Origin of the sequence: Flavobacterium erciyesense (assembly GCF_018069925.1) — a bacterium.
Classification (GTDB): Bacteria; Bacteroidota; Bacteroidia; order Flavobacteriales; family Flavobacteriaceae; genus Flavobacterium; species Flavobacterium erciyesense.
The window spans coordinates 44,373-67,161 of record NZ_JAGPXB010000016.1; the positions used below are offsets into that span (position 1 = coordinate 44,373).

At 30.7% G+C, this 22,789-nt stretch carries 20 protein-coding genes; 14 read left to right on the plus strand and 6 right to left on the minus strand.

Going from position 1 to position 22,789, the window contains the following annotated elements; translation table 11 throughout:
• Window positions 1-4 precede the first annotated feature (4 nt).
• From KBJ98_RS13620 to KBJ98_RS13685, 14 genes are all read left to right on the plus strand, one after another.
• Window positions 5-517 (plus strand): tellurite resistance TerB family protein, encoded by a 513-nt coding sequence (locus tag KBJ98_RS13620; protein ID WP_210791445.1) that lies wholly within the window; start codon window positions 5-7, stop codon window positions 515-517.
• Window positions 510-806, plus strand: a complete 297-nt coding sequence (locus tag KBJ98_RS13625; protein ID WP_210791446.1) for a DUF6804 family protein — start codon at window positions 510-512, stop codon at window positions 804-806. The genes KBJ98_RS13620 and KBJ98_RS13625 overlap by 8 nt, the downstream gene beginning before the upstream one ends.
• A 121-nt stretch (window positions 807-927) precedes the next feature.
• Window positions 928-2,508, plus strand: coding sequence for a type I restriction-modification system subunit M (locus tag KBJ98_RS13630; protein WP_210791447.1), 1,581 nt, complete (start codon window positions 928-930; stop codon window positions 2,506-2,508).
• Window positions 2,505-3,686, plus strand: coding sequence for a restriction endonuclease subunit S (locus tag KBJ98_RS13635; protein ID WP_210791449.1), 1,182 nt, complete (start codon window positions 2,505-2,507; stop codon window positions 3,684-3,686). Before KBJ98_RS13630 ends, KBJ98_RS13635 begins: the two co-directional genes overlap by 4 nt.
• Window positions 3,687-3,695: 9 nt before the next feature.
• Window positions 3,696-4,604, plus strand: a complete 909-nt coding sequence (locus KBJ98_RS13640; RefSeq protein ID WP_210791450.1) for a hypothetical protein — start codon at window positions 3,696-3,698, stop codon at window positions 4,602-4,604.
• A 158-nt stretch (window positions 4,605-4,762) separates the two neighbouring features.
• On the plus strand, window positions 4,763-5,632 hold the full coding sequence (locus tag KBJ98_RS13645; protein ID WP_210791451.1) for a hypothetical protein: 870 nt from the start codon (window positions 4,763-4,765) through the stop codon (window positions 5,630-5,632).
• Window positions 5,633-5,698: 66 nt separating this feature from the next.
• Window positions 5,699-6,262: a hypothetical protein gene (locus KBJ98_RS13650; protein WP_210791452.1), complete on the plus strand. Its 564-nt coding sequence runs from the start codon at window positions 5,699-5,701 to the stop codon at window positions 6,260-6,262.
• 3 nt (window positions 6,263-6,265) lie between these two features.
• On the plus strand, window positions 6,266-7,738 hold the full coding sequence (locus KBJ98_RS13655) for a DUF262 domain-containing protein (RefSeq protein WP_210791453.1): 1,473 nt from the start codon (window positions 6,266-6,268) through the stop codon (window positions 7,736-7,738).
• A complete protein-coding gene (locus tag KBJ98_RS13660) occupies window positions 7,716-9,686 on the plus strand; it encodes a DUF262 domain-containing protein (protein ID WP_210791454.1) in 1,971 nt (656 codons plus the stop codon). The genes KBJ98_RS13655 and KBJ98_RS13660 overlap by 23 nt, the downstream gene beginning before the upstream one ends.
• A gap of 3 nt (window positions 9,687-9,689) precedes the next feature.
• Entirely contained in the window at window positions 9,690-12,887 is a 3,198-nt protein-coding gene (locus tag KBJ98_RS13665) for a type I restriction endonuclease subunit R (RefSeq protein WP_210791455.1), read from the plus strand.
• A 66-nt stretch (window positions 12,888-12,953) separates the two neighbouring features.
• Window positions 12,954-15,008, plus strand: coding sequence for a leucine-rich repeat domain-containing protein (locus KBJ98_RS13670; RefSeq protein ID WP_210791456.1), 2,055 nt, complete (start codon window positions 12,954-12,956; stop codon window positions 15,006-15,008).
• Between the two features lie 1,858 nt (window positions 15,009-16,866).
• On the plus strand, window positions 16,867-17,625 hold the full coding sequence (locus tag KBJ98_RS13675) for a LytR/AlgR family response regulator transcription factor (RefSeq protein ID WP_210791457.1): 759 nt from the start codon (window positions 16,867-16,869) through the stop codon (window positions 17,623-17,625).
• A gap of 155 nt (window positions 17,626-17,780) precedes the next feature.
• A complete protein-coding gene (locus tag KBJ98_RS13680) occupies window positions 17,781-17,927 on the plus strand; it encodes a hypothetical protein (RefSeq protein WP_210791458.1) in 147 nt (48 codons plus the stop codon).
• A gap of 11 nt (window positions 17,928-17,938) precedes the next feature.
• Window positions 17,939-18,103 carry a DUF1737 domain-containing protein gene (locus KBJ98_RS13685; RefSeq protein WP_210791459.1) on the plus strand — a complete coding sequence of 55 codons (165 nt, stop codon included), beginning with the start codon at window positions 17,939-17,941 and terminating at the stop codon, window positions 18,101-18,103.
• A 143-nt stretch (window positions 18,104-18,246) separates the two neighbouring features.
• Here KBJ98_RS13685 and KBJ98_RS13690 read toward each other — a convergent pair whose 3' ends face one another.
• The 6 genes from KBJ98_RS13690 to KBJ98_RS13715 form a co-directional block, all read right to left on the minus strand.
• Window positions 18,247-19,008: a hypothetical protein gene (locus tag KBJ98_RS13690; RefSeq protein ID WP_210791460.1), complete on the minus strand. Its 762-nt coding sequence runs from the start codon at window positions 19,006-19,008 to the stop codon at window positions 18,247-18,249.
• Between the two features lie 2 nt (window positions 19,009-19,010).
• Window positions 19,011-19,661 (minus strand): hypothetical protein, encoded by a 651-nt coding sequence (locus KBJ98_RS13695; protein WP_210791461.1) that lies wholly within the window; start codon window positions 19,659-19,661, stop codon window positions 19,011-19,013.
• Window positions 19,658-20,077, minus strand: a complete 420-nt coding sequence (locus tag KBJ98_RS13700) for a SprT family zinc-dependent metalloprotease (protein ID WP_210791463.1) — start codon at window positions 20,075-20,077, stop codon at window positions 19,658-19,660. The genes KBJ98_RS13695 and KBJ98_RS13700 overlap by 4 nt, the downstream gene beginning before the upstream one ends.
• A gap of 29 nt (window positions 20,078-20,106) precedes the next feature.
• Window positions 20,107-20,436: a helix-turn-helix domain-containing protein gene (locus tag KBJ98_RS13705; RefSeq protein WP_210791465.1), complete on the minus strand. Its 330-nt coding sequence runs from the start codon at window positions 20,434-20,436 to the stop codon at window positions 20,107-20,109.
• A gap of 222 nt (window positions 20,437-20,658) precedes the next feature.
• Window positions 20,659-21,546, minus strand: a complete 888-nt coding sequence (locus tag KBJ98_RS13710) for a hypothetical protein (protein WP_210791467.1) — start codon at window positions 21,544-21,546, stop codon at window positions 20,659-20,661.
• Window positions 21,533-22,675: a tyrosine-type recombinase/integrase gene (locus KBJ98_RS13715; RefSeq protein WP_210791468.1), complete on the minus strand. Its 1,143-nt coding sequence runs from the start codon at window positions 22,673-22,675 to the stop codon at window positions 21,533-21,535. Before KBJ98_RS13715 ends, KBJ98_RS13710 begins: the two co-directional genes overlap by 14 nt.
• Window positions 22,676-22,789: the final 114 nt, after the last annotated feature.

The window sequence follows — 22,789 nt, forward strand, 5'->3', positions numbered from 1 at the left end:
TAAAATGGAAACAATTACTTTTGACAAATTACTTTTAAAAACTGCATTTTGTTGCATGGCTTCTGATGGGAAAATAGATACAAGAGAAGTTGATTTGATAAAGATTATGTGCGGTCAATCACCACTATTTAATGATTTTGATTTTACAAATGAAATCAATATTCTTCTCGAAAAAATTAACGAGCGCGGAACAGAATTTATTCAAAATTATTTTCAAGTACTCAACAATTCCAATTTATCCGAACAAGAGCAACTTATCATTATTGATTTCGCAATTAAAACTATAAATGCCGATGAAGTAGTTGAATATTCAGAGGTTAAGTTTTTTAAAGCTATTCGTAAATGCCTTACTATTACCGATGAAATTATTTTAACTAAATACCCAGATTTAGAGTTTTATTTAGAAGAAGATATTAATATTGAAAGCAAACTAGATAAACTTATAAGTAATTATTTCAGTTCTGTTGAAATACCAAAATTTGAACAATTAAATGTGGAGAATTTGAAAAATGAATAATTCAATCATAAAAATAATACTAGCAATATTACTCTTGCTCTGTCTTTTAGACATGCCATATGGTTTCTTTCAATTCGTGCGTTTTGCAGCGATGGTTGGTTTTGCCTATCTAGCGTATTCAGCAAGTGAACAGAACAGAAAAAATGAATTGTTTGTTTATATGGCTTTAGCAATTTTATTTCAACCTTTTTTCAAGTTAGCTTTAGGTAGAACCATTTGGAATATCATTGATGTTATAATTGCGATTGGTATTTTACTTTCGATAACTCAAGAAAAAGAAGTAAAATAAATAGTGTCACAACTATAAAAAATGGAGTACCGAAGGTATAGGCCTAACACTTCAATAAATATTAGCTACTTTAGCCTTTTGATTATAAAAATCAGACAAAACACACGTTTTATAACACATCATGACCCAAGAACAAATAAAGAATTTAGAAAAAGAATTGTGGGATGCCGCCGATGAACTAAGGGGTAATTCCAAACTAACGGCTGCCGAATACAAAGACCCTTTACTAGGTTTAGTACTTTTACGCTTTGCGCAAAATCGCTACGAAGATGCCAAAATTGCTTTAACTAATTCATTACCTATAAACCCAAGAACAGGCATACAAAGGGAAGCCACCAAAGATGATTATGCAGCCGCGGGAGCCATTATGTTACCCGAAAAAGCAAAATACGATTTCCTTGCGGCGCTGCCTGAAAGTGAAGATATTGCCGAAGCCATCAACAATGCGATGAAATTGATAGAGGCAGAATATCCTGATTTAGCGGGTATTCTTCCTAAAAGCTACCAAGAATTTGACGATAAATTACTCCGTGATCTAGTACGTGTTTTTAATAAAGATGCAGTGCGAAATGCCAAAGGCGATGTTTTTGGTCGTATTTACGAATTTTTCTTGATGAAATTCTCCATGCAGGGAGCCGGTGCACAGGAAGGTGGAGAGTTTTTCACACCTCCGTCATTGGTAAGCTTGATTGTCAATTTCATTCAGCCCAATCACGGTATCATACACGATCCCGCTTGCGGATCAGGAGGTATGTTCGTACAAACAGCTCATTTTATACAAGACCACGATAGCAAAAGTGTCAACGAGGCCATTACCGTATATGGTACTGAGCTCAAGAGCAACAACGCCAAACTAGCCAAAATGAACTTAGCTATTCACGGTATTGAAGGTAAAATCATTGAAGGCAACAGTTTTTATACCAACCCACATAACCTTACGGGAAAATGCGACTTTGTAATGGCTAATCCTCCTTTTAATGTGGATAAGGTTGATGCCAAAAACAAATTCCTAGCCGAGGATGAGCGCCTTCCTTTTGGAGCGCCACTAACTGTTGCAGGTTCTATCGGGAACGGAAACTACCTCTGGATGCAATACTTTTATTCGTATTTGAACACTACAGGACGTGCTGGTTTCGTCATGGCATCCTCAGCTACAGATGCAGGTAATGCCGAAAAAAGAATCCGTAAAGAACTGATAGAAACGGGAGCGGTAGAATGTATTGTATCGGTAGGAAACAACTTTTTCTACACCCGCTCTTTGCCTTGTCATGTTTGGTTTTACAACAAAGGCAAAAAACCAGAGAACAAAAACAAAATCCTGATGATCGATGCGCGCAATACGTATCGTAAAGTAACCACAACAATTAGTGATTTTAGCGACGATCAACTGGAAGGACTCACCGCCATCATGCAACTTTTCCGTGGCGAGAAACCAGAAGTAAAAGCTAACAATGCATGGTTTAACGAAAAGTTTCCAACAGGAAAATACGAAGATGTAGAAGGCCTCTGCAAAATTGTAGATGTAGAAGAAGTAGCCGCACAGGATTACAGCCTTACGCCCGGGCGTTATGTAGGTGTAGTCGTTGATATGGATATGGATTTTGATTACCAAGGCCGCATAACCGAAATTCATAAAGAGTTGGCAACTTTGAATAAAGAAGCGATTCAATTGATGCAACAAATTCAAAGCGTGCAGTTATGAGAGAGGGATGGAGAGAGGTTGAAATAGGAGATATTTGTATCATTAAAGGAGGGAAAAGACTGCCTAAGGGGCATGATTTGCAGGCAGGAATAACAAGTCATCCATATATAAGAGCCAGAGATATAAAGGAAGGCAAAATAAATTTTGATCAACCTGTTTATATAAACGAGAATACATTTTCACTAATTAAAAATTATACTGTAAATGAAGGAGATATCATTCTTACTATAGCGGGAACAATTGGCGAAACCGCTATGGTTGATGACAAATTTAACGGTGCGAGCCTAACTGAAAATGCGGTCAAATTAATTTGTAACAAAGAATTAATTTTCAAATTATTTTTAAAATATACTTTTAGAACACAAAGTATTTATGATAATTTCATAAATATTGCTTCTGGTTCTGCACAACCCAAGCTAGGTATTTATAAGATACAAAAAACAAAAATCCAACTTCCACCACTACAAACCCAACGTAAAATAGCTTCCATCTTATCTTCTTATGATGATTTAATTGAAAATAACCTCAAGCGCATCAAATTATTAGAAGAAAAAGCCCAACTCACGTATGAGGAATGGTTTGTAAAAATGCGTTTTCCAGGTTATGAAACGGCAGTATTTGATGATGTAACGGGATTGCCTGAGGGGTGGGAGAAGAAAACTATTGGGGAATTTGTTACACTGAGCTATGGTAAAGCATTAAAGGCTGATACCAGAATAGAAGGAATATTTAATGTATATGGTTCTTCTGGAATAGTTGGTACCCATGAAAGGGCAATAGTAAAAGGGCCTGGTGTTATAGTAGGAAGAAAGGGAAATGTTGGATCCGTATTTTGGGAAGAAAATGATTTTTTTCCAATCGATACAGTTTATTATGTTGTATCTGAAATAAGTTTATATTTTATTTTCTTCAATTTACTGAGCCAAACCTTTGTTAATAACGACGCAGCTGTACCTGGACTAAATCGCAGTTCTGCATATTTAAAACAAACATTTCTTCCTGAATCTAATATTCTCAAAGAATTTGATCATCTCGTTAAACCAATTTTTGATTTAAAACAATCATTACAATCTCAAAACCGACTTCTCAAAGAAGCACGAGATATTTTATTGCCAAGGTTAATGAGCGGGATGATTGATGTTGATCAATTGCAAATGGAAACGATACAAACTAGCTAAAAAAAAAACTTGGAAACACCGATATATACCAAACATACATTAGAAGAATTGGTTAACGCGTACTCTGAAGTGAAAGGAGATGCTGAATTTGCCAATTACTTTATAGAACAATACAACCAAGCATTTAAGGTTTATACTGGAAATGTGGATGAGGAGGGTACACCTGCAGAACGAGCATTAAATTTTTGTTTTAAATATTACATGCCTATCTTATTGCAACAGCTTGACAAAGGACATTCAGCAAAGTGGGCTCATGAATTTGCATCGTCTAGTCAAATAGAAGAGGATGTTATTATATCTGAAGCATATGATGAGATAAAAAAAAATGACACATTATGGGCTCAGAATGAACTTATCATTCTTTGTAAATCATTAGGAATTACAGATCCGATGCAGGTAAATTATTATATTAATTTAATTGACATAGGAGTTCTTTCTGAAAAAGCTGTCCACAGGTCTAAAGCCTATATTGATATATTTAACAAGGAGCTAGCAAAGGGCAAGTCTTTTTTGTACTCACAAGTATATGCAAATGAGAAAGCAGCGGGGTTTTATTCTGAAGTATATTGTAGGGCCTATGCATGGGCTTTTGAAGAAACGGTACTGAAAAGCAAGTCTGAAAGTTTCAGATATATATTTACCTGTAATTTTGCCGAGATCATAGCTGAAAATTATCATGATCTTGAGCAAGCAATGAATGATGATGACTTTTACTTTTATGTCAATCCAATTATTGCAAGCGCACAAGCAACTGATTTTATCGAAACTCACGAAGTTGAGAATCCAGAAAAATTCAGAACTCTTTATGTCGATATCTTTGAAAAAATAAATACTCTAGACCAATCACCTCTGTTACAAATAGAGAAAGATATCGATGAAGAGGTGTTGAAATTGACATTGGAGAAATTGAAAAAATAGGTCTATTAACCATTAAAACCTCAAAGCAACTGGAGATATTAACTGTCAATATTAATGGGTGAGGTGATTGATGGGTATGAATATAAAAAAGATATTTTACAAAAAAACTAAGTAATATGACCGAGAATAAGTGGTTGTTTAAAGGAGAATTTAGAGATATGAAAGGTATCATTCTAGAATCTCGTGGTGGGGCAAAAAAATCAAATGCACAACGAAATCCTGATTATAAGTTACTACTGCAATACACTTTAGAAACTTTAAAAAATAGTGCTGCAAAAGATATTGAGATTTACATTGCATCTGCAACTAATTCAAAATATCCTAATCTCTCGGATCGATTATTATCTATAGATGGTGCATCTAAAATTGATTTTGCTACAATTGATATTGATACGTTTATAACAAAACTAAGCAAGGAAATTAGATTGTCTGGACAATCTGGAACGGAAAAAGGCGGAAATAGCACAAAAAGACTCTTTTTTCATATCAATGCTATTGAAACTGATATTTTACCAATAATAAATGACGTAAAAGATAAAGATAAATCCAAATCACTTGATATAAAGCAGCAAGTAAAAATGGCTTTGGAAAATTTTAAATTTGACTTTAAGCGAAATAAAAATCTAATTACGGCTGATCTAAAATTGCAGGTAACTCATTTACAAAAAGGTCTTAAAGATTATTTAGGAACAACTTTTGAAGATTACCAATGGCAAACAGAATTCAAACCTGATACAAACAGGAAAGATAGTATTGATATTTATGGATATAACAAAGTGCTTGATATGTACATAGTTGTAGAGCTTGATCCGCATAGAGCAGATAGTATTGCCAAAAAGTTTGTTTCTCGCTTAGCGATGATGGTAAATAACAATTTGTTATATGTTGCCTACTTATATCCTGGAACCGATAAAATGCCTGTTAATGAAGCGTATAAGTATTTGGGTGATTGCGAAACGATACTAGACGTTTTAAATACAAATTCGGATATAAAAAAACAGTTTTTGGGATTCTTTTTAGAACAATAAATTTTGGTTTTAAGTAATGGATAAAGATGCGGCTAAGAATCATCAAAAATCGAAATAAGTATACAAATGAAAAAAGTAGTTTATCTATTTGATAGAACTCAAATTGAAAATTTAGATTTTATCGGCTTGATGAATTTCAAGTCTTACTATTTACAGCTATTAAATGATAATCCATTTCCAGAACCTCCTAAGTCGGGATCCTTTCATGATGTAATAACTTACCTCAAAAGAAAAAATCAATCGCAAGCATTAAAAATAGGTGCATATGAAAACATAACGGTTTTTGAAGCTGCGAATCGTATTGCATCAGATCTTATTATCATCAATGGTTTATTACAATTGGTCGAGAAGAACAAAAATTTAAAAAATGCTTTATTTACGCTTCGCTTAGGCACTACCCATCATGTCGGCAAAGGAGATTTCACTATCAATTGTAATGGTGAAGAATTAGAAGGCGAAGCATTTAATGTTGCACCTTCTTTTTTGAAACAAAAATTGAGAAACACTATTAATAAATGGAAACATAATCACCAATTAAAATATATATTGGTTAATACAGAGGCTTTTGAGTTTGTAGGGCATTCAAAAATAGATGAAAGGGTTTTTAAAGTTGAAAATTGGCACGAATAAAATATGAGCGAAATATTGCAAATTGAAAATAACCAAAATCAAAAACAATATCAAGAACTTCTTCTTGAAGTAGGGACAATAAGCACTACTGAATTTTTTGATACAGATACCTTTGTTACTTTACCAGATTATCAACGTCCTTATGTATGGAATACAGAGAAATTAAAGCAACTTCTAAAAGATTTTAAAGATCATTTTTTTACTATTGATGGATTTAATGACAACGCACCTCATTATTATTTAGGTTGTGTGTTACTATATCAAAGAAGCCAAAATGAATTTGAAATTATTGATGGACAACAGCGCATTACGAGCTTGCTTATTCTTGATCATTCCTGGAATGAAGGCGAAAGCTACCTTTCTCAAAAGAAGTGGAATTTAGAATATAGCTCGATGCTTTCTACAGCTGTCATTAAACAAAATTACAGCTATTTAAAGGAAAATGTAGACCTACAAATCAAAAAACATATAAAGTTTATTTTCTCCAAATTGGTCTTTACAGTTATAAAAACTAACTCAGAGGATGAAGCTTTTACATTCTTTGACAGTCAAAATAGTCGCGGTGTTAGTTTAAGTGCTGTTGATTTTTTAAAATCGTATCATTTAAGGGAACTAAAAGGTAAAGAAGATTTACAACGTCTATTTGCTAAACAATGGGATAGTAATAATAAAGCGCAATTTTTAACAGAGTTGTTTGATTTAATACTTTGGAGAAGCAGAAGTTGGAAAGGAAGTGTACTAACATTTGAAAACAAAGATGCAATTTTAAAAGATTTTCAAAAGAAAACAATAAAAGAGAAAAACAATGATGTTATTCGTTTGTATCCTAATATATTCAATGCTCTAGCAAATCAATTGGCTTATGATTCAGAAGTTGGCGCAAGTATTCGTCCAAATATTTTAAATCTTCAAACAAGAGCTTCTGACTATCCATTTTCAATACGCCAACCCATTCAAAAAGGAATTGGATTTTTCCTGTATACTGAAAAATATTATGCGATTTACAATCAATTGTTTTTTAAGAAAAATAGTAAACATTTTACAAAAGTTTATGATAAATTACTTTCGCAAAACAGCAACTATCTAAAAACATTTTTTAGATTAGCTAGTGTTGTATATTATGACAAGTTTAAAGACGATCATTTAATAGCTTTTGCTCTGTGGATGGATTATTTACTGGGTAGCTATCGTATCAACCAGAAGACTATAGTGACTCAAACAGTGCTAAAAATTTTAAAAGAGAATTCTCAAAATCTATTAGATGTTATTGAAATGGCATATCGTCCAGAAGAAGTGTTTCATTTTATAAGATCAATTACTAATGATAATCATTACGGTACAGACTTAACAAATGATGCTAGACATGGTGTTAGGATGACTTACCAAAATGCCAATTTCTCTTTTTACAAAAAAGAAAACAACACTAAATTAACATCAAAAAAGAGCTGGATATATGAATATCTTGAAACCAAGTAAACAACTGCCTATTGTCTCCACAGATATTACTTTAGAAAAAGTGGTAGCAAACGAGAATTTATATAATATTCCTATTTACCAGCGTTTATATGTTTGGGGAAATGATCAAATTAATACGCTTTTAGAAGATTTATTTAAAGCTTTTGAAGAAGACCAACCTAAATATTACTTAGGAGGTATAATGGTTACTCAAAACGATGAAAAACTTGATTTAATTGATGGGCAACAACGATTTACCACTCTTTGGTTAATTAGTAAAATACTTGGTCATGATTTAGTCCATTTTCAAAATTACACTTTAAATAAGCTACAAAAATCTAGAATTAGTTTTTCAGTACGTGATTTCGCCAATCGTTATTTTGATTCGAATAATTCAGAGCTCATTTTAACAAAAGAAGAATGGGAAGAATTACAACCCATTTCATCAGGAGAAGAACTTATTAAAACATTCGTTAATAAATTAACGGTGGAAAATAGAAAAGATTTTGCAGCATTTATTTATAAAAAAGTTTTTTTGGTTGCTACTCACATGCCTGAGGAAACAGATGAAAACAAAGTTTTTGAAGCAATGAATAATCGTGGTGTACAATTACAGCAACATGAAATTTTAAAATCAACATTGTTGAGCGCTTTAAAAGGTAACAAAACCGAGATGCATCGGTATAGTTTGTTGTGGGACGCTTGTTCTATAATGGATGAATATTTAGAAAAAAACATTAAAATTGTCGCTAACTTAAATTGGAAAAATTTATTTGCTAAAGTGACGGATGAATCAGAAAAAATCGTTCAACTTCCAATCGATATTCACTCCAGATTGACAAAGGAATATTTAGAAGTAAAACAAAGAAATTTACTTTCTATTTTAAGTGAAGACATAAATGATACAGATTTACAACAGCTCGGAAATACTGAAGCAATTCTAAATGATTATGAATCTGGAAAAGTGAGAAGTATAATTAATTTCCCTATGCTTTTGTTACATACATTACGTATATTTCAGCATAGGTATAAAGATATTATTAATACTGAGGACAGTGCAGAAGTAAAAGGAAAAGACTTAATTGAAATTTTTAAAAAACACAATCATTATTTTGCAGAACCCACTGATGTTAAAATCTTTATTGATTTACTTTGGGAGATAAGAAAGAACTTTGACCGACATATTATCAAATGGGTTAGTGTTGAAGAAAATAATGAAGAGGTGCATCTAATTAAAAAGTTATACCAAAACGAAACTGCTTTTCAAAGAAAAGCACCTACAGCAAATGAGGGTTTTGCTTTACTTCAAAGTATGCTTTATCATTCACAACAAATAATTACACATTATTGGTTGACACCGCTTTTAAATAAAATGCTTGATGTTGAAGATACAGATGAGCTTTATGCCTATTTGGAAAAATTGGATAATGCCATGTTTTGTAGTAAAAAACGTGATTTAAGAACAATGAGTTATGAAATGATGTTTTATAATGATGAAGATCTTGTAGGTGATTTTACTTTCGCTAAAACTGTTTTAAATTCCTCCTATGGAACGGGTTACCCAAGTTATTGGTTTTATAAAACAGAGTATATTCTGTGGAAAAACAGAAAAGATTTAAAGTGCGAACATTGGCAGGAGTATAGAATGACTGCTAAGAATTCAGTTGAGCATATTTCACCTCAAAATCCTAAGCCAGAAGAAATAAACATTGTGTTCAGTCATGATGATGATCAAACAACTATTCAAACAAAAAAGGATGATTTTGGAAATTTAGTTTTACTATCTCCTGGAATGAATTCAGAATATAGCAACAAAACCTACAATGTAAAACGAGCTGAATTTCGAGATAAAAAACGTCTTGATTCACTAAAATCTGATTTAATTTTCCAAAACGATAGTTGGAATTGGGGTCTGTGTGAAATACATAGAGTTAAAATTATAAATTTATTTGAAAATCATATTCAATAATCAATGAGCTACGAATATTCAGAAGACGCCCTTATAGAACAAGCCACTCACGATGTATTAGAAGAGTTGGGTTGGAAAGTAGTCACCGCATGGACAAAAGAATCCTTTGGTGAGCATGGTTTATTAGGTCGTGAGAACAAATCAGAAGTGATTTTAAAACGTTATGTTATCCAGGCTTTGGCTAACTTAAATCCTGATTTATCTCTTTCTGTCTATGAACAGGCCTATGAGCTTATAGCTCAAAAAGCTGCCGATAAAAAGCTAGGAAGTATTAATAAAGAAAAGTACGAGCTGCTTAAAAATGGTGTTCCGGTAGTCTATACTAACGATAACGGTGAACTAGTAAAAAAGAAACTCAAAATTTTTGATTATAATAACTACACAAACAATCATTTTTTAGCAGTCCGCCAGCTAGAGATTGTGGGAGAATTGTACAGCCGCCGTCCAGATGTAATTGGTTTTGTAAATGGCATTCCATTAGTTTTTTTCGAATTAAAAGGACATCATACTGATTTACGTAATTCCTATAATGACAATATCAAAGATTATAAAGACACCATCGCACAGGTGTTTCATACTAATGCTTTTATTGTATTGAGTAATGGTGTGGATACTAAAGTAGGTACAGTTACGAGTCCGTATAAATTCTTTTTGGATTGGAAACGTATTGAAGAAGACGAGGAAGGTGTTGTGAGTTTAGATACTATGCTTCGTGGAACTTGCGCACCACATCGTTTGATGGATCTGTTTGAGAATTTTTTACTATTTGACGAAAATAGTGGAGATGTGGTCAAATTAATGGCCAAAAACCACCAGTACATTGGAGTAAACAAAGTATTAGAAAATGTTAGAAATATTGAAGACCTTCAAGGGAAATTAGGAGTTTATTGGCATACTCAAGGTAGCGGAAAGTCCTATTCCATGGTTTTCCTGTGCGAAAAAGTGCACCGTAAATTTGGAGGTGCTTACACCTTTTTAATTGCAGTTGACAGAACCGAATTAGAAAATCAATTGTATGACACTTTTTCTGGAGCAGGCATCGTAAATGATAAAAATATTGTTGCAGGAAATAAAACAGGAATAACAGGACGCGATCATCTAAGAGAATTATTAGCAGAGAACCATCGTTATGTGTTTACTTTAATTCATAAGTTTTCTATAGATCCTAATAAAGAAACCGAATATCCATTAATTACAGATCGTAAAAATATCATCGTAATTTCTGATGAAGCACACCGTACACAAGGCGGAACTTATGCTAGAAACATGCGTTACTTTGGTTTACCCAATGCCTCTTATCTCGGTTTTACAGGAACTCCAATAATAAAGGATGAAGAGGAATTAACTAAAAATATATTTGGTGAATATGTCTCTGTGTATGACTTTAAACGAGCAATTGAAGATGAAGCAACACTTCCATTACTTTACATTAACAGAGGAGAAAAATTAGAGTTAGATAATCCAGAGTTGGATGATAAAATGGCTGAGGTACTTGAAGATGAAAATCTTGAAGACGATCAAAAGAAAAAACTATCCTATTTATTTCAAAAAAACTATCCGATCCTTACTGCTGAAAAGCGACTGGACGATATTGCAAAAGATTTGGTTTGGCATTTTAACGAAAGGGGTTATCAAGGAAAAGCAATGTATGTGGCGCTAGATAAGCCTACAGCGGTACGAATGCATCAATTGGTAACCAAATATTGGCCTTTATACTTAAAAGAACTTGAAGCTCGAATTGCAGCAGCACAAGACCAGCAAGAAGCGCAAGAATTACAACGCAAATACAACAAGGTTGCCGAAACAGAGATTTGTGTAGTAGTTAGTAGTGAACAAAATGAAGTTGATAAATTCAGGAAAATGAATTTAGATATTGAGCAACACCGACGCAAAATGGTGGAGCGCAATTTAGAAAAAGAGTTTAAAGATGCTGAAAATCCCTTCCGTTTAGCCATCGTTTGTGCTATGTGGATCACCGGTTTTGATGCGCAATGCGTTTCGACAGTCTATTTGGATAAACCCATAAAAGGCCATACACTGATGCAAACCATTGCAAGGGCAAACCGAGTGTATGACGACGAAAAAGAGAATGGACTGATCGTAGATTACGGAAATGTCTATAAGAAATTGGAACAAGCATACTCCGTTTACGGAGAGGGAGGAAAAGGAGGTTCAGGCCAAGAAACAGGTAAAGCTGTTGAAGAAATTGCTGATTTAGAGAAAGAATTAAAAAAGGCAATCAAAGAAGTTAAGGAATACTTGAAAACATTAGATTTCAAACTTTCTATTTTATTTGATGTTAAACCAATGGAAAAAATTGGTTTGCTTAAGAAAGCTGGGGATTGTATATGTTTAAATGAAACAACCCGTACCAGTTTTGAAATGATGGCTCGTTCTGTTTTCAGGAAGTATAAAGCCTTGTTTCCAGAAGAACAAGCAAAACCATACATCAAAGAATTCAATGCTATTGATGCCATTTATAGTTTACTTAATCAAAATGTAAAGTCTGCGGATGTTACAACCATTATGATGCAATTGCAAAGTATCGTAAACGAAAGTGTACATTTAGAGAAAAGCGAAATGAATGAGGCAAAGGAGGAAGTCTATGTTGATTTAAGTAAATTGGACTTTGAAAAGTTAAAAGCAGCTTTTGCAAAAGCACCTCACAAAAACAGCTTAGTGTTTGATTTGCAAAAGGCCATAGATCAAAAACTACAACAAATGCTTAAAGAAAATCCGTTGCGTTTGGATTTTTATGAGCGATACAAAGAGATTGTAGCCGAATATAACAGAGGTAAATCGATGGAAGATACCATTGCCACATTTGACAAACTGAGCAATTATATTACAGATTTGACTTTTGAAGAGCAACGAGCCATGAGAGAAAATCTTAATGACCAGGAAACCTTGGCTATTTTTGATTTACTACGAGAAGGTAAAGAGCTTGAAGGTAAAGAGCTTAAACAAGTTAAAAAAGTAGCTCAGGAAACACTCGAAAAACTAAAGGCTGAAAAATTAAAAATTGATCGTTGGAGAGAAAAAAGAGAAGTTACTGCTCAAGTGAAAAGTGAAATTTACAACCAATTGTTATGGCTCCCTCAAGAAGCGTATACTGATGAAGAAGTAAGCCTTAAAACTGTCACAATTTATCAGCATATTTATTCTAATTATTATGGTGGTGGGAATAGTGTTTATAGTTAAATCGCTGTTTTAATATAATTTATAAGAACATTGAAAAAGATGAAAACTAGAACCTAATAAGATGATATGGAAATAAAAGAATTGTCAATATTGACTTCGGAAAAATTAAAATATGAATTAATTAAAAGTGATTTAGAGCTAGATGATTCAGATTTAATTCTTGATTCAGTTATGTACGAGCGAACAGTCCCTCCAAATAAATTGTTTTTAATTGATATGGAAGAAAAGGTGGTGATTAGAGAGTTTAATGAAGATGATGATTATAATACAATTTTTGATAAAAGATTAGATGGTGTCGAGATTCTGAAATTTGGATTTTTTGATCTTTCAAAATTCCTACCTTTTTTTACGAAAGTAAAAGTATTCGCAATTCATGGCGATTTTATAGATTTGATGCTATTCTCAGCAGATGAAAATGCTAGAGAATTACTAACTAAAATTAAATTTAAACTCTTATTTAGTCGTTTTGCAAACAGTATTAAAGAAAGACTGAATTTAGAATCAGAATTACTTGATTTGTATAAAGAAATTTATAATTTGCCATATGATGCTTTGCCGCAAAGCACGATTGACTTTATAAATAATAATAAATCTAGAGTGCTTGAGCTTGGCTGGCTTCCTTTATCTAACAAAGATTTAGAAAATTTATTGAGATTAAATAAAGTTGAAGAGTTGTATCTTTTATATAATTTTAGAAATTCTTTTAAAAGATTTAGTAAAACTTTAAAAGTACTAAGTGTACGTTTCAATTTTATCATCAACATAAACGAAATTTATTTAGACTTACCTAAATTAATAAATTTAGATTTAAGTGGAAATAGTATTTTTAGTCCAATTAACTTTAATATTTTTCCAAAAAAAATTGAATGTATTGATTTGTCTTCTAATTTCATAGATGATTTGTCTCTTGATAATTCTCCTCCAAAACTGGAGGACTTAATTTTAAAAAATAATCAATTAACTAATGAAAGCTTTATAATTTCACAAGCAAACTACAGTTTAAAATTTTTAGATTTACGTAATAATCAAATTATTATAAATTTAGAATTTTTGGAATTTATAGATAAATTTTTCCCTAATCTAACTAATATCTATCTGGATGGTAATCATAGTGACAATTATATTCAACAACTCTTTGAAGGTGATGACCAGCTTGAATCAATAAAAGTATTATTAGCAGAGGCTGAGTTCGGTTATGAAGAATCAATAGAAAATATTAGAGATAAAATAAATCTGTATAATAATAAGAATTTTATTAAAGTATTGTGGAAAAGTAATAGGCTACCATTGGACATTATTATAAGGGAAATTCAGTTTCGATTATATGATTATTTAGAAAAATTGGAGACCAAGATTTATCTTAATGAAGGTGTGTACTGTGATTTTCAATCTTGTATGACCTCGATGTTAATCTACAAAAATGATGAGGATCATTCCATATCGTTTGAATTATATTCAAATTCACTAAATTTCTTCATTGATTATTTCTTTAAATACTTAGATTTTTTAAAAATAGTTATTGAAGATGTAACCTCCAATCGATTGATACCATATTTTACCAGTTCAAATAAATTAAATTACTTAAAGGACTACTTTAGAATAATTTATAAAGTGCAACACAAGGTGAAAAAGCATTATTACTTGAATATAGATAATGACAAAGAGTTTTTAATTTCTGATCATAAGCAACTCTTAAAGCCAATATACATGCCACTAAGGGATGTGCTTTTTGTAGTCTTATCTAGCAAGAAAGCTTATTCATTTTGCAAAAATGATAATAACTGTAAAATATATAATAAGATTAAGGTTAATGAAACTTTGTTTAATACAGAATTAACGATTAGAGGTGGCGTTGATAAACAAAATATAAAAGAAATTCTTAATAATGTTTATTTAAACGAGAACAGATTCATAGAAATAGATTTATATATTGATGATAATATTGGAAAGAAAGTTAGTCTGTTGGTAAATACGAATCATATAAAAGTAGAAGATGAAAATTACACGAAAGTTTATTTAAATAAAAATTTTGAATTTGATAATTTGTTACTTAATAATTCATTAGGTACTTATAAAATAGAAATTGAAAAGAATGAAATTAGATTAGTGTCAAACATATAGAGGATTACATTATTTAAAAAAAGGGGAAGAAAATATTAAGTTATTTGCTTCCCCTTTTCTTTTGATTTTCTGTTCACCCCTGAACAGAAAATTATTTCTGATATGTGTTAATGTAATTTTACACCAGAAATAAAAATTAAAAGTTTAACAGAAAACAATTAAAATCATGAATCCAAAGGTATTAATAAACATATTGATAGTTATTTCAGGAGTATTAGGAATTTATAAACATTCAAAAACCAATTAACATGCAGTATTTAGAAATTTTAGAACAGATCATCGAAGTTGTAATTAAAAGTTTAACAGAAAAAAAGTAAAATCATGAATACAAGAGTATTGATAAGCATATTGACAGTTGTTTCAGGAGTTTTAGGACTTTATAAAAATTCAAAAAATAATTAATATGCAGTATTTAGAAATTTTAGAACAGATCATCGAAGTAATTATTAAAAGTTTAACCGAAAACAAGTAAAATCATGAATCCAAAAGTATTAATAAGCATATTGACAATTATTTCAGGAGTAATAGGAATTTATAAACATTCAAAAACTACTTAACATGCATTATTTAGAAATTTTAGAACAAATTATCGAAGTAGTAATTAAAACTTTAACCGAAAAAAACTAAAATCATGAATCCAAAAGTATTGATAAGCTATTGACAGTTGTTTCAGGATTATTAGGACTTTATAAAAATTCAAAAAATAATTAATATGCAGTATTTAGAAATTTTAGAACAGATCATCGAAGTAATTATTAAAAGTTTAACTGAAAACAAGTGAAATCATGAATCCAAAAGTATTAATAAGCATATTGACAATTATCTCAGGAGTAATAGGAATTTATAAACATTCAAAAACTACTTAACATGCAGTATTTAGAAACTTTAGAACAGATCATCGAAGTAGTAATTAAAACTTTAACCGAAAAAAACTAAAATCATGAATCCAAAAGTATTGATAAGCTATTTACAGTTGTTTCAGGAGTTTTAGAATTTAATAAACATTCAAAAATCAATTAACATGCAATATTTAGAAATTTTACAACAGATCATCGGAGTAGTAAATAAAAGTTTAATTGAAAACAAATAAAAACATGAACTCAAATTCATCAACGAACTTATTGACAGTTATTTTGAAGTATTAGGAATTTATAAATATTAATAAAAATAGTACACTTAATAAAAAAAATTGGCAACCAATAGGCTTAAAAGGGATATTTGGAGGTATTCACAGAGATTTGAATATGTTCAGGATGATGATTTATGTAGATTAATTTTTCATTTACACAATGTTAAAATTGTAAGTGAAAGTTTAGGATATGAAACACTTGTAAGACAATGTTTTAATATTTATAAAAAAGTGAAAGGAAGAGAAAAAGCATATGTATTTATTAATAAGTTTAAATTTTATAGAGAAAAATATAAAAAAATGTAAAATATTTTTAATCAATAATATTGCTGTAAATCATCTAAGTAGTAATGTTTTACATGACTATATTATTAGATTTTATGAAAATAATCTTCCAAATCATTTTATGTAACCTTTCGGTTTTTCATTTTCGTCTAATTTAAAATCAACTATACACTTGATTTAAAAAAGATAAACGGAAGGCAAAAGAATTTAAATTTTTTGTTCAAGTCAATTATAAATTTTGTATTTTGAAATGAGTTTTAATTTGCTTCCCAATTTATTTTTAAAGTAAGAGGTAAAACAAACTTTATTGGACTAAATTTGTCAATTCCTTAGTTATTTAACCTGTAATTAATTTATAAATGTAATTTTTACTGTTAAAGAACTACTATCATGAAGTTTGAAAAAGTACATTTGGTAAACTAAACCACAGAAGTAATCTATATTATGTCCAAATTTAAAGCTGCCTTACTCGACGATAATAAAGAACAATTAAAACTAAACCAGCTAGTACTTGAGAGTATTAGTAGTTTTGAGGTGGTAGCTTCTTGCTCATCTGCAAAAGTCTTTCTAAAGGAAATAAAAATTTCACAACCAGAAATATTATTTCTAGACCTAAACTTAGGAGATTCTTACATGACTGGGATGGAAGTTGCTTTTCAATTGAAATTACCAGTGATGTTTGTAAGCAGTAATACTTCGCAATACATTAAAGAGATTGAAAGTTTGAAAAGAGATTACGATATCTGTGTGGATCATATAACCAAACCATTTACAGAACAAGAATTCATCAAAACTGCACAACGCTTTTTGAAGGAGATAGAACTTTTCAAAAAAGAAGAATTCATCCATTTGGATTTTGGAGCAACTAAGCGCAATAAAATTGCCATTAATAGCATTGTTTATTTATCAGCGGATAAAAACAACGGCTCTGAATCCAACAACAAACTAATTCACTTTACCAACCGCAAACCAGAAAATCTGATTGATTTTTCCTTTTCAAAAATGGAAGAAAAAGGGTTGCTAAAATCACAATTTATAACCATCCATAAATCATTTCGTGTAAACAAACAACACATAAAAAACTATCATAAAAAGAATGAGTCCGTTGAAGTAGATGTTTTTTCTCTTGGCGGTAAATTAGAATCAAAGTTTCTGCAGGTTTCTGAAAACTACCAATCTTCTGTAAAAGAATACAAAAAATAACCGATCTTGTTTTCCTAAAAACCGATTTTGTTCCTCAACATGAGCTGATATGATTCTGTATTATATCAGTTTTTTTTTATTTCTGAATTTTGAATCATAATTAAAGCGGAAGCCGAAAAGCTAGATAGAGTAGGTAAATTTTAAAATTAAAAATTATGAAAAATGCAAATCAAAATTCAGGAACAAACAGTGGGAACAGTTCAAAATCAACAGGAGCGTCAAGGGGCAACTCCAATCCTAATTACCCTAGTAAAACAGGGAATCCTTCTGGCCCATCAAGAGGAAATACACCAAAACGTTAAATTTAGAAATTATGGTATATACAGTCGTAGTGGGGTTTAATTCACTTGATATTCAAAATCAAGTCAATAAACTATTAGCAGATAAATGGGAATTATTGGGAGGTATTGCTACAGCTTATAATAAGTATGAAGATAAGTTTCAGTATTCACAGGCAATGGTTAAAAACGAAAAATAATTGCACCGTGTTATAGCTGACAATAGCTAAAATTTAATTTACAAAAAAAAGGAGTAGTATTTAATTTTACTGCTCCTTTTTTATTCTCTATTTGTTTGTTTTTGATGTTTTTCCATTTGAGACATGTTCTTTTATCTAAGTTTTTAAAAATTACCTCTAAAACTTTTGCCATTACCTTGAATGAAATTAAAATTGTCTAAAATACGGTCATAAAGATGTCCACCGTATTTTAATCCAAATTCGTCAAGACCCTTTTCGTAATCATTTGGAAATGCTTCGTCAAAATTACAAGTAATTAATGTTTTTGAACGTTTGGAATTTCTTAAGAATAATATTTTTTCAAACAGGTTTACTTTTCCATAATTTGAGGCGACATCTTCCGTTTTGACATCATCATAAAAGCGAAACCCTCTTTGATGTTTTAGATAAAAGTCCTCTTTCTCCTCGGCTGTTTGTATTTTTTCATACTCAATTACTACATCATTTGCTGCTATTGATTTAAAATGTGATGCTGGATTAAAAAATACAAATTTATTGAACACTTGTTCTAAGGCTAAAAGGATACTTGATTTTCCAATTCCATAATTCCCCATTATTAAAAGGCCTTTTGCAAAAGAAGGAGTAGTACCCTCTGGAATAACTAGGCAAGGAGATCTAAAAAATCTATGGTCCTGGTAGAAGTAGCAAATAATGGTACAAAGTAATTCATTGCTATCCTTTGTAAGTTCAAATTCACGATTAAACTTATTTTTGAATTCAACAAAAAATAAGTTTCTTATTTCTTTCATGGTATAATTTCTTAAGTACATCTTGGGTTTAATTATTATTGTTTGGTTATTATAATTTTGAACCAAAGGTTCAATAATAAAGTTTTCTGGTTTTAATTTTTGTGGAATTTCCATCATAGTTATCTGTTTTTTGAAAATGTTTGACTTGTTGAACTTGAATTAATACTTCTCCAGGTTTTAAGGCGATCTTTTAAATTCCAGTTGTTATATTCTTCAAATTTTGGGCGCCCAGTTTGACTATTTATAGTGCTGTAATAGTTATAGAAGCCATTTAAATGCTCTTTTGAATAAAATTTTAAAAATTGGAAAACTTGATTTTTAAAATTTTCTAATCTTTCTTTAACATCTTCTTCTTTCTTTACTTTCTTAGTTGTTGTTAATGGATTGTTTGTCGTTTGCGATCCGTTTGTTATTTGATTGCCAATTTGCTCGTTATTTGTAATACTTGGAGCGTCATAAATATCTGATTTATTGATTTTTATGATAGTAAATTTGTTTGTGCTGTGAGTATTGATATAATGAGTTTTTTTTAGTTTTTTCAAACATGTTCTAATAGCAGTAAGCGATAGTCCTGTTTCTTTGCTAAGTTTATCCATTGATGTTATTAATTCACCTGGATTTATAGTATAACCTTGCCATTGTTTTACTGTATAATTTGCCTTTGATAGCAAATGGATCATAAGTCGTGAAGTGTTATGGTCTTGATACCATTCCCATTCAAGAATTGCTCTGTTTAGCTTTATGAAGCCTAGTTCTTTAAACTCTTTCATGGTAATTGTCTTTTTAAATAAACAATACTTTGAGTTTGCAAATCATAAAATGCCTTTGCTCCATCAGGTCTAATTGCTAAGTTCAAAATTGGTTGATAGCGTTGTTTTAATGAACCCAATAAATTCTGTATGTCTTTTTTAGTTGCAGGTTTATTTTCTTCTTTGGTAAAGATGCTTGTCAAAGCATTCACGGCTAGAGTTCCTGCTGCGGCATTTCCAACACCATGCCAGCTCATACCTTCGGATTTTTTTTCTGATTCCTTTTTATCTTCAACTGTTGACATGTTTACTATTTTTAACTTACGCATTACAAAAGCTCTTGTCCTGCAACTGTTGCTGCAATACTTTTGTTTCACTCTACGTTTTGGTAAATAGTCTTTGCCACAATATTGGCAGGTGTATAAATAGTTTTCCATTGTTCGTTATTTTTACGTTAGATTGACGCTTAAAACAATTTGTTTTTAGATAAATACTCGTTTGCTCTACTTTCAAGCTCTGATGTCGTTTCTTTTTTACCGCTTTTAATCCAATCTAAGATTTCAGATTTTAGGAAGTACAAACGTTTCCCTTTTTTGTGAAAAAAAATTTTGTTTTTATGCACGAGACCATAAACCGTCGAGACACTAAGGTCAATAAGTTTCGCAGTTTCTTCAATGTTCATGAAGATATCTTCAGTAGAAGAATTTGAGGGATTAAGGTTCTTTAAAACCTTTTCGGCAACTTGATCAGAAATTAAATTTATTATCTCTGAAAAGGGCATGTTGAAATTACTCATAGTTAATTTGTTTAAATGATTATATAATTTTAAACCAAAAGTATGAGTGATGTTTTGCTATCTTTATGTGTTTAGGTTTTGCTTAGTTTTTATTGCATATTTGTAAACAGTTGTATTTAAGGCACTTGTTTTATATTTTGGTGGCGAAAGGCATAAAAAAACAGCTAATTTTGTTTAGCTGTTTGTGTTTTAGTTTGTTTTATCGTTAATTTCTTTAATCTCTTAAATCTCTTTTTTAATTAGATTTAGTCTTGAATTGATAGCAGGGAGTTTGAAATAATTAATCTTATCGATTGTCGAATTTATAAGCTCTCTTTTTTTCTCTATCGAACTATAAGCTTCAATACCTTTCGAAACTCTGGTGTAATAATAATTTTTACTTGGTTCTTCAATAAACATTCTAAAATCATTTATGTTATTTGTTATTAACATGATTTTGCAAAACTCTGTAACTGGGATTTTAGAAGTTTTTAAATGGCAAACATGTAATAAAAGTAATTTTTCTTCAAGAGAAAATTTACTTATTTCAAATTCTACCTCTTGATATTTACTTGTTTGAATTTCACCAGTTGCTTTCACTATTTTGACATATGTATCAGGGTAAAGTGTTTTATGTAGTTTTTTAAATAATGGGGTGTCTTCTAATGCTAAATTGTTATAGGAAACAAGCTCAAATTTTCTAAAATCATCAAGTTCATACATCATACTAAATAGCACATTATGATTATTAAATAATCTACTAATTTCAGTAGATGACATTAATTTAGCCAAATCAGTGGTAAAATTTATGAAGGAGTAATTTGTTGGGAGATCTTGCGAACTAATAGACTTAAAATGGTCCAAAGTATCGTTTTTGAGGGCTAGATTGATAAAAGCTTCGGGATAATTACTTCTTGATATTTTAAAAACATGAAATGTATTATTTAAAGTACTGTTTTTTGTTATTTCATTACTGTTGATTTTAACTTGGATTCTTTCTAAAATATTATTGTAAGCGAAGCTGAAAGTTTTGTTTTTTTCTTTATATCTCAACAGTTCGTCTTTGATGGAATTTTGCTCAAAAATATAGTTCTTGTTGTATTCTTCCTCGTAAATTTTATTGTAATCCATCTAAATCTAAGTTAATTCGGTTAGCAGCTTCAATTTTGTTTTTGTCCAGTATTTTGGTATAAATCTGAGTAGTAGAAAGGTTTTTATGTCCTAGTAATTTTGATACCGTATAAATATCTGTTCCGTTAGCTAATTGTAAGGTAGCATAGCTATGTCTAAAATTGTGGTAGGAAATTTTCTTTTGGATTCCAGATTTCTCAATCCAGTCTTTCATTGGTCTTGTAATCTCATGGTATTTTATATTACCAAAAATTAAACCTTGTTTTGTTCCTTGCTTTTTTAATATATCGTATGCAGTTTTAGAAATTGGATGGTTATGAATTGATTTCGTTTTTTGTTCTCGTAACATGATGTAATGATTTTGATGGCTATCATTAAAAACATATTTCCAATCCAGATTATTTACATCTACAAACCGAAGTCCTGTCAAAGCTGAAAATAGTGCCATGTGTTTTACTTTTTCCATCTTTATTTCAGTTTTCCATAAAATTCCGAGTTCCTCTTCGGTTAAATATTGCCTGTGTGTTTCTTGCTCTTTGATATATTCAGCATTTTCGGATAAGTTTTCAGTAATTAAATTGTCCTTATAAGCTAATTTTAAAACAGCAATAAAGTTTTTAAAGTAGGATGACGCGGTATTTACGGATAGTTTCTTATCGGCTTTTCCCCTTGATGTTTTTGCCGTCAATAAATAGGCACGGAATTTTTTTACATGATTTGAAGAGAGTTGATGAGTCATTACCTTTTCACCAAATAGTAGTGTGAAATGGTTAAGAGATGCCTTCCATGTTTGATAATTAGATTTGCTTCCTGTATTGTAATGTTCATCAACAACCGATTTAAAAAAGGTAATGAAATTAATGTTGAGGTTAATATTTTCCTTAAAACCAAATTCTTTATTTCTTAACTGTACTAATCGTTTTGCAGCTACCAATTCAGCCAAATCGTTGGATTCTGAATTGTGCTTTTTCTCTTCTTGTGATTTTGGGTTTTCGTAAATAAATAATTTTAAAAATTCTCGTCTTGTTTCCTTGCCAGTTTTAGTGTCGATAATAGGAGGATAATAGTCTAAGTAGAGACTCAATTTACCGCCAACAAGCTTCTTATTTCGTAATGTGACTTTGCTCATCTCTTTTATGTTAATACTTTTTCAATATGCTCTTTTTTTACTAACGTGTACTTTCCTTGCTTCCTTTTAGGAATCTTAAATTTACTTATTATGTTATATAATGCACCATTTGAA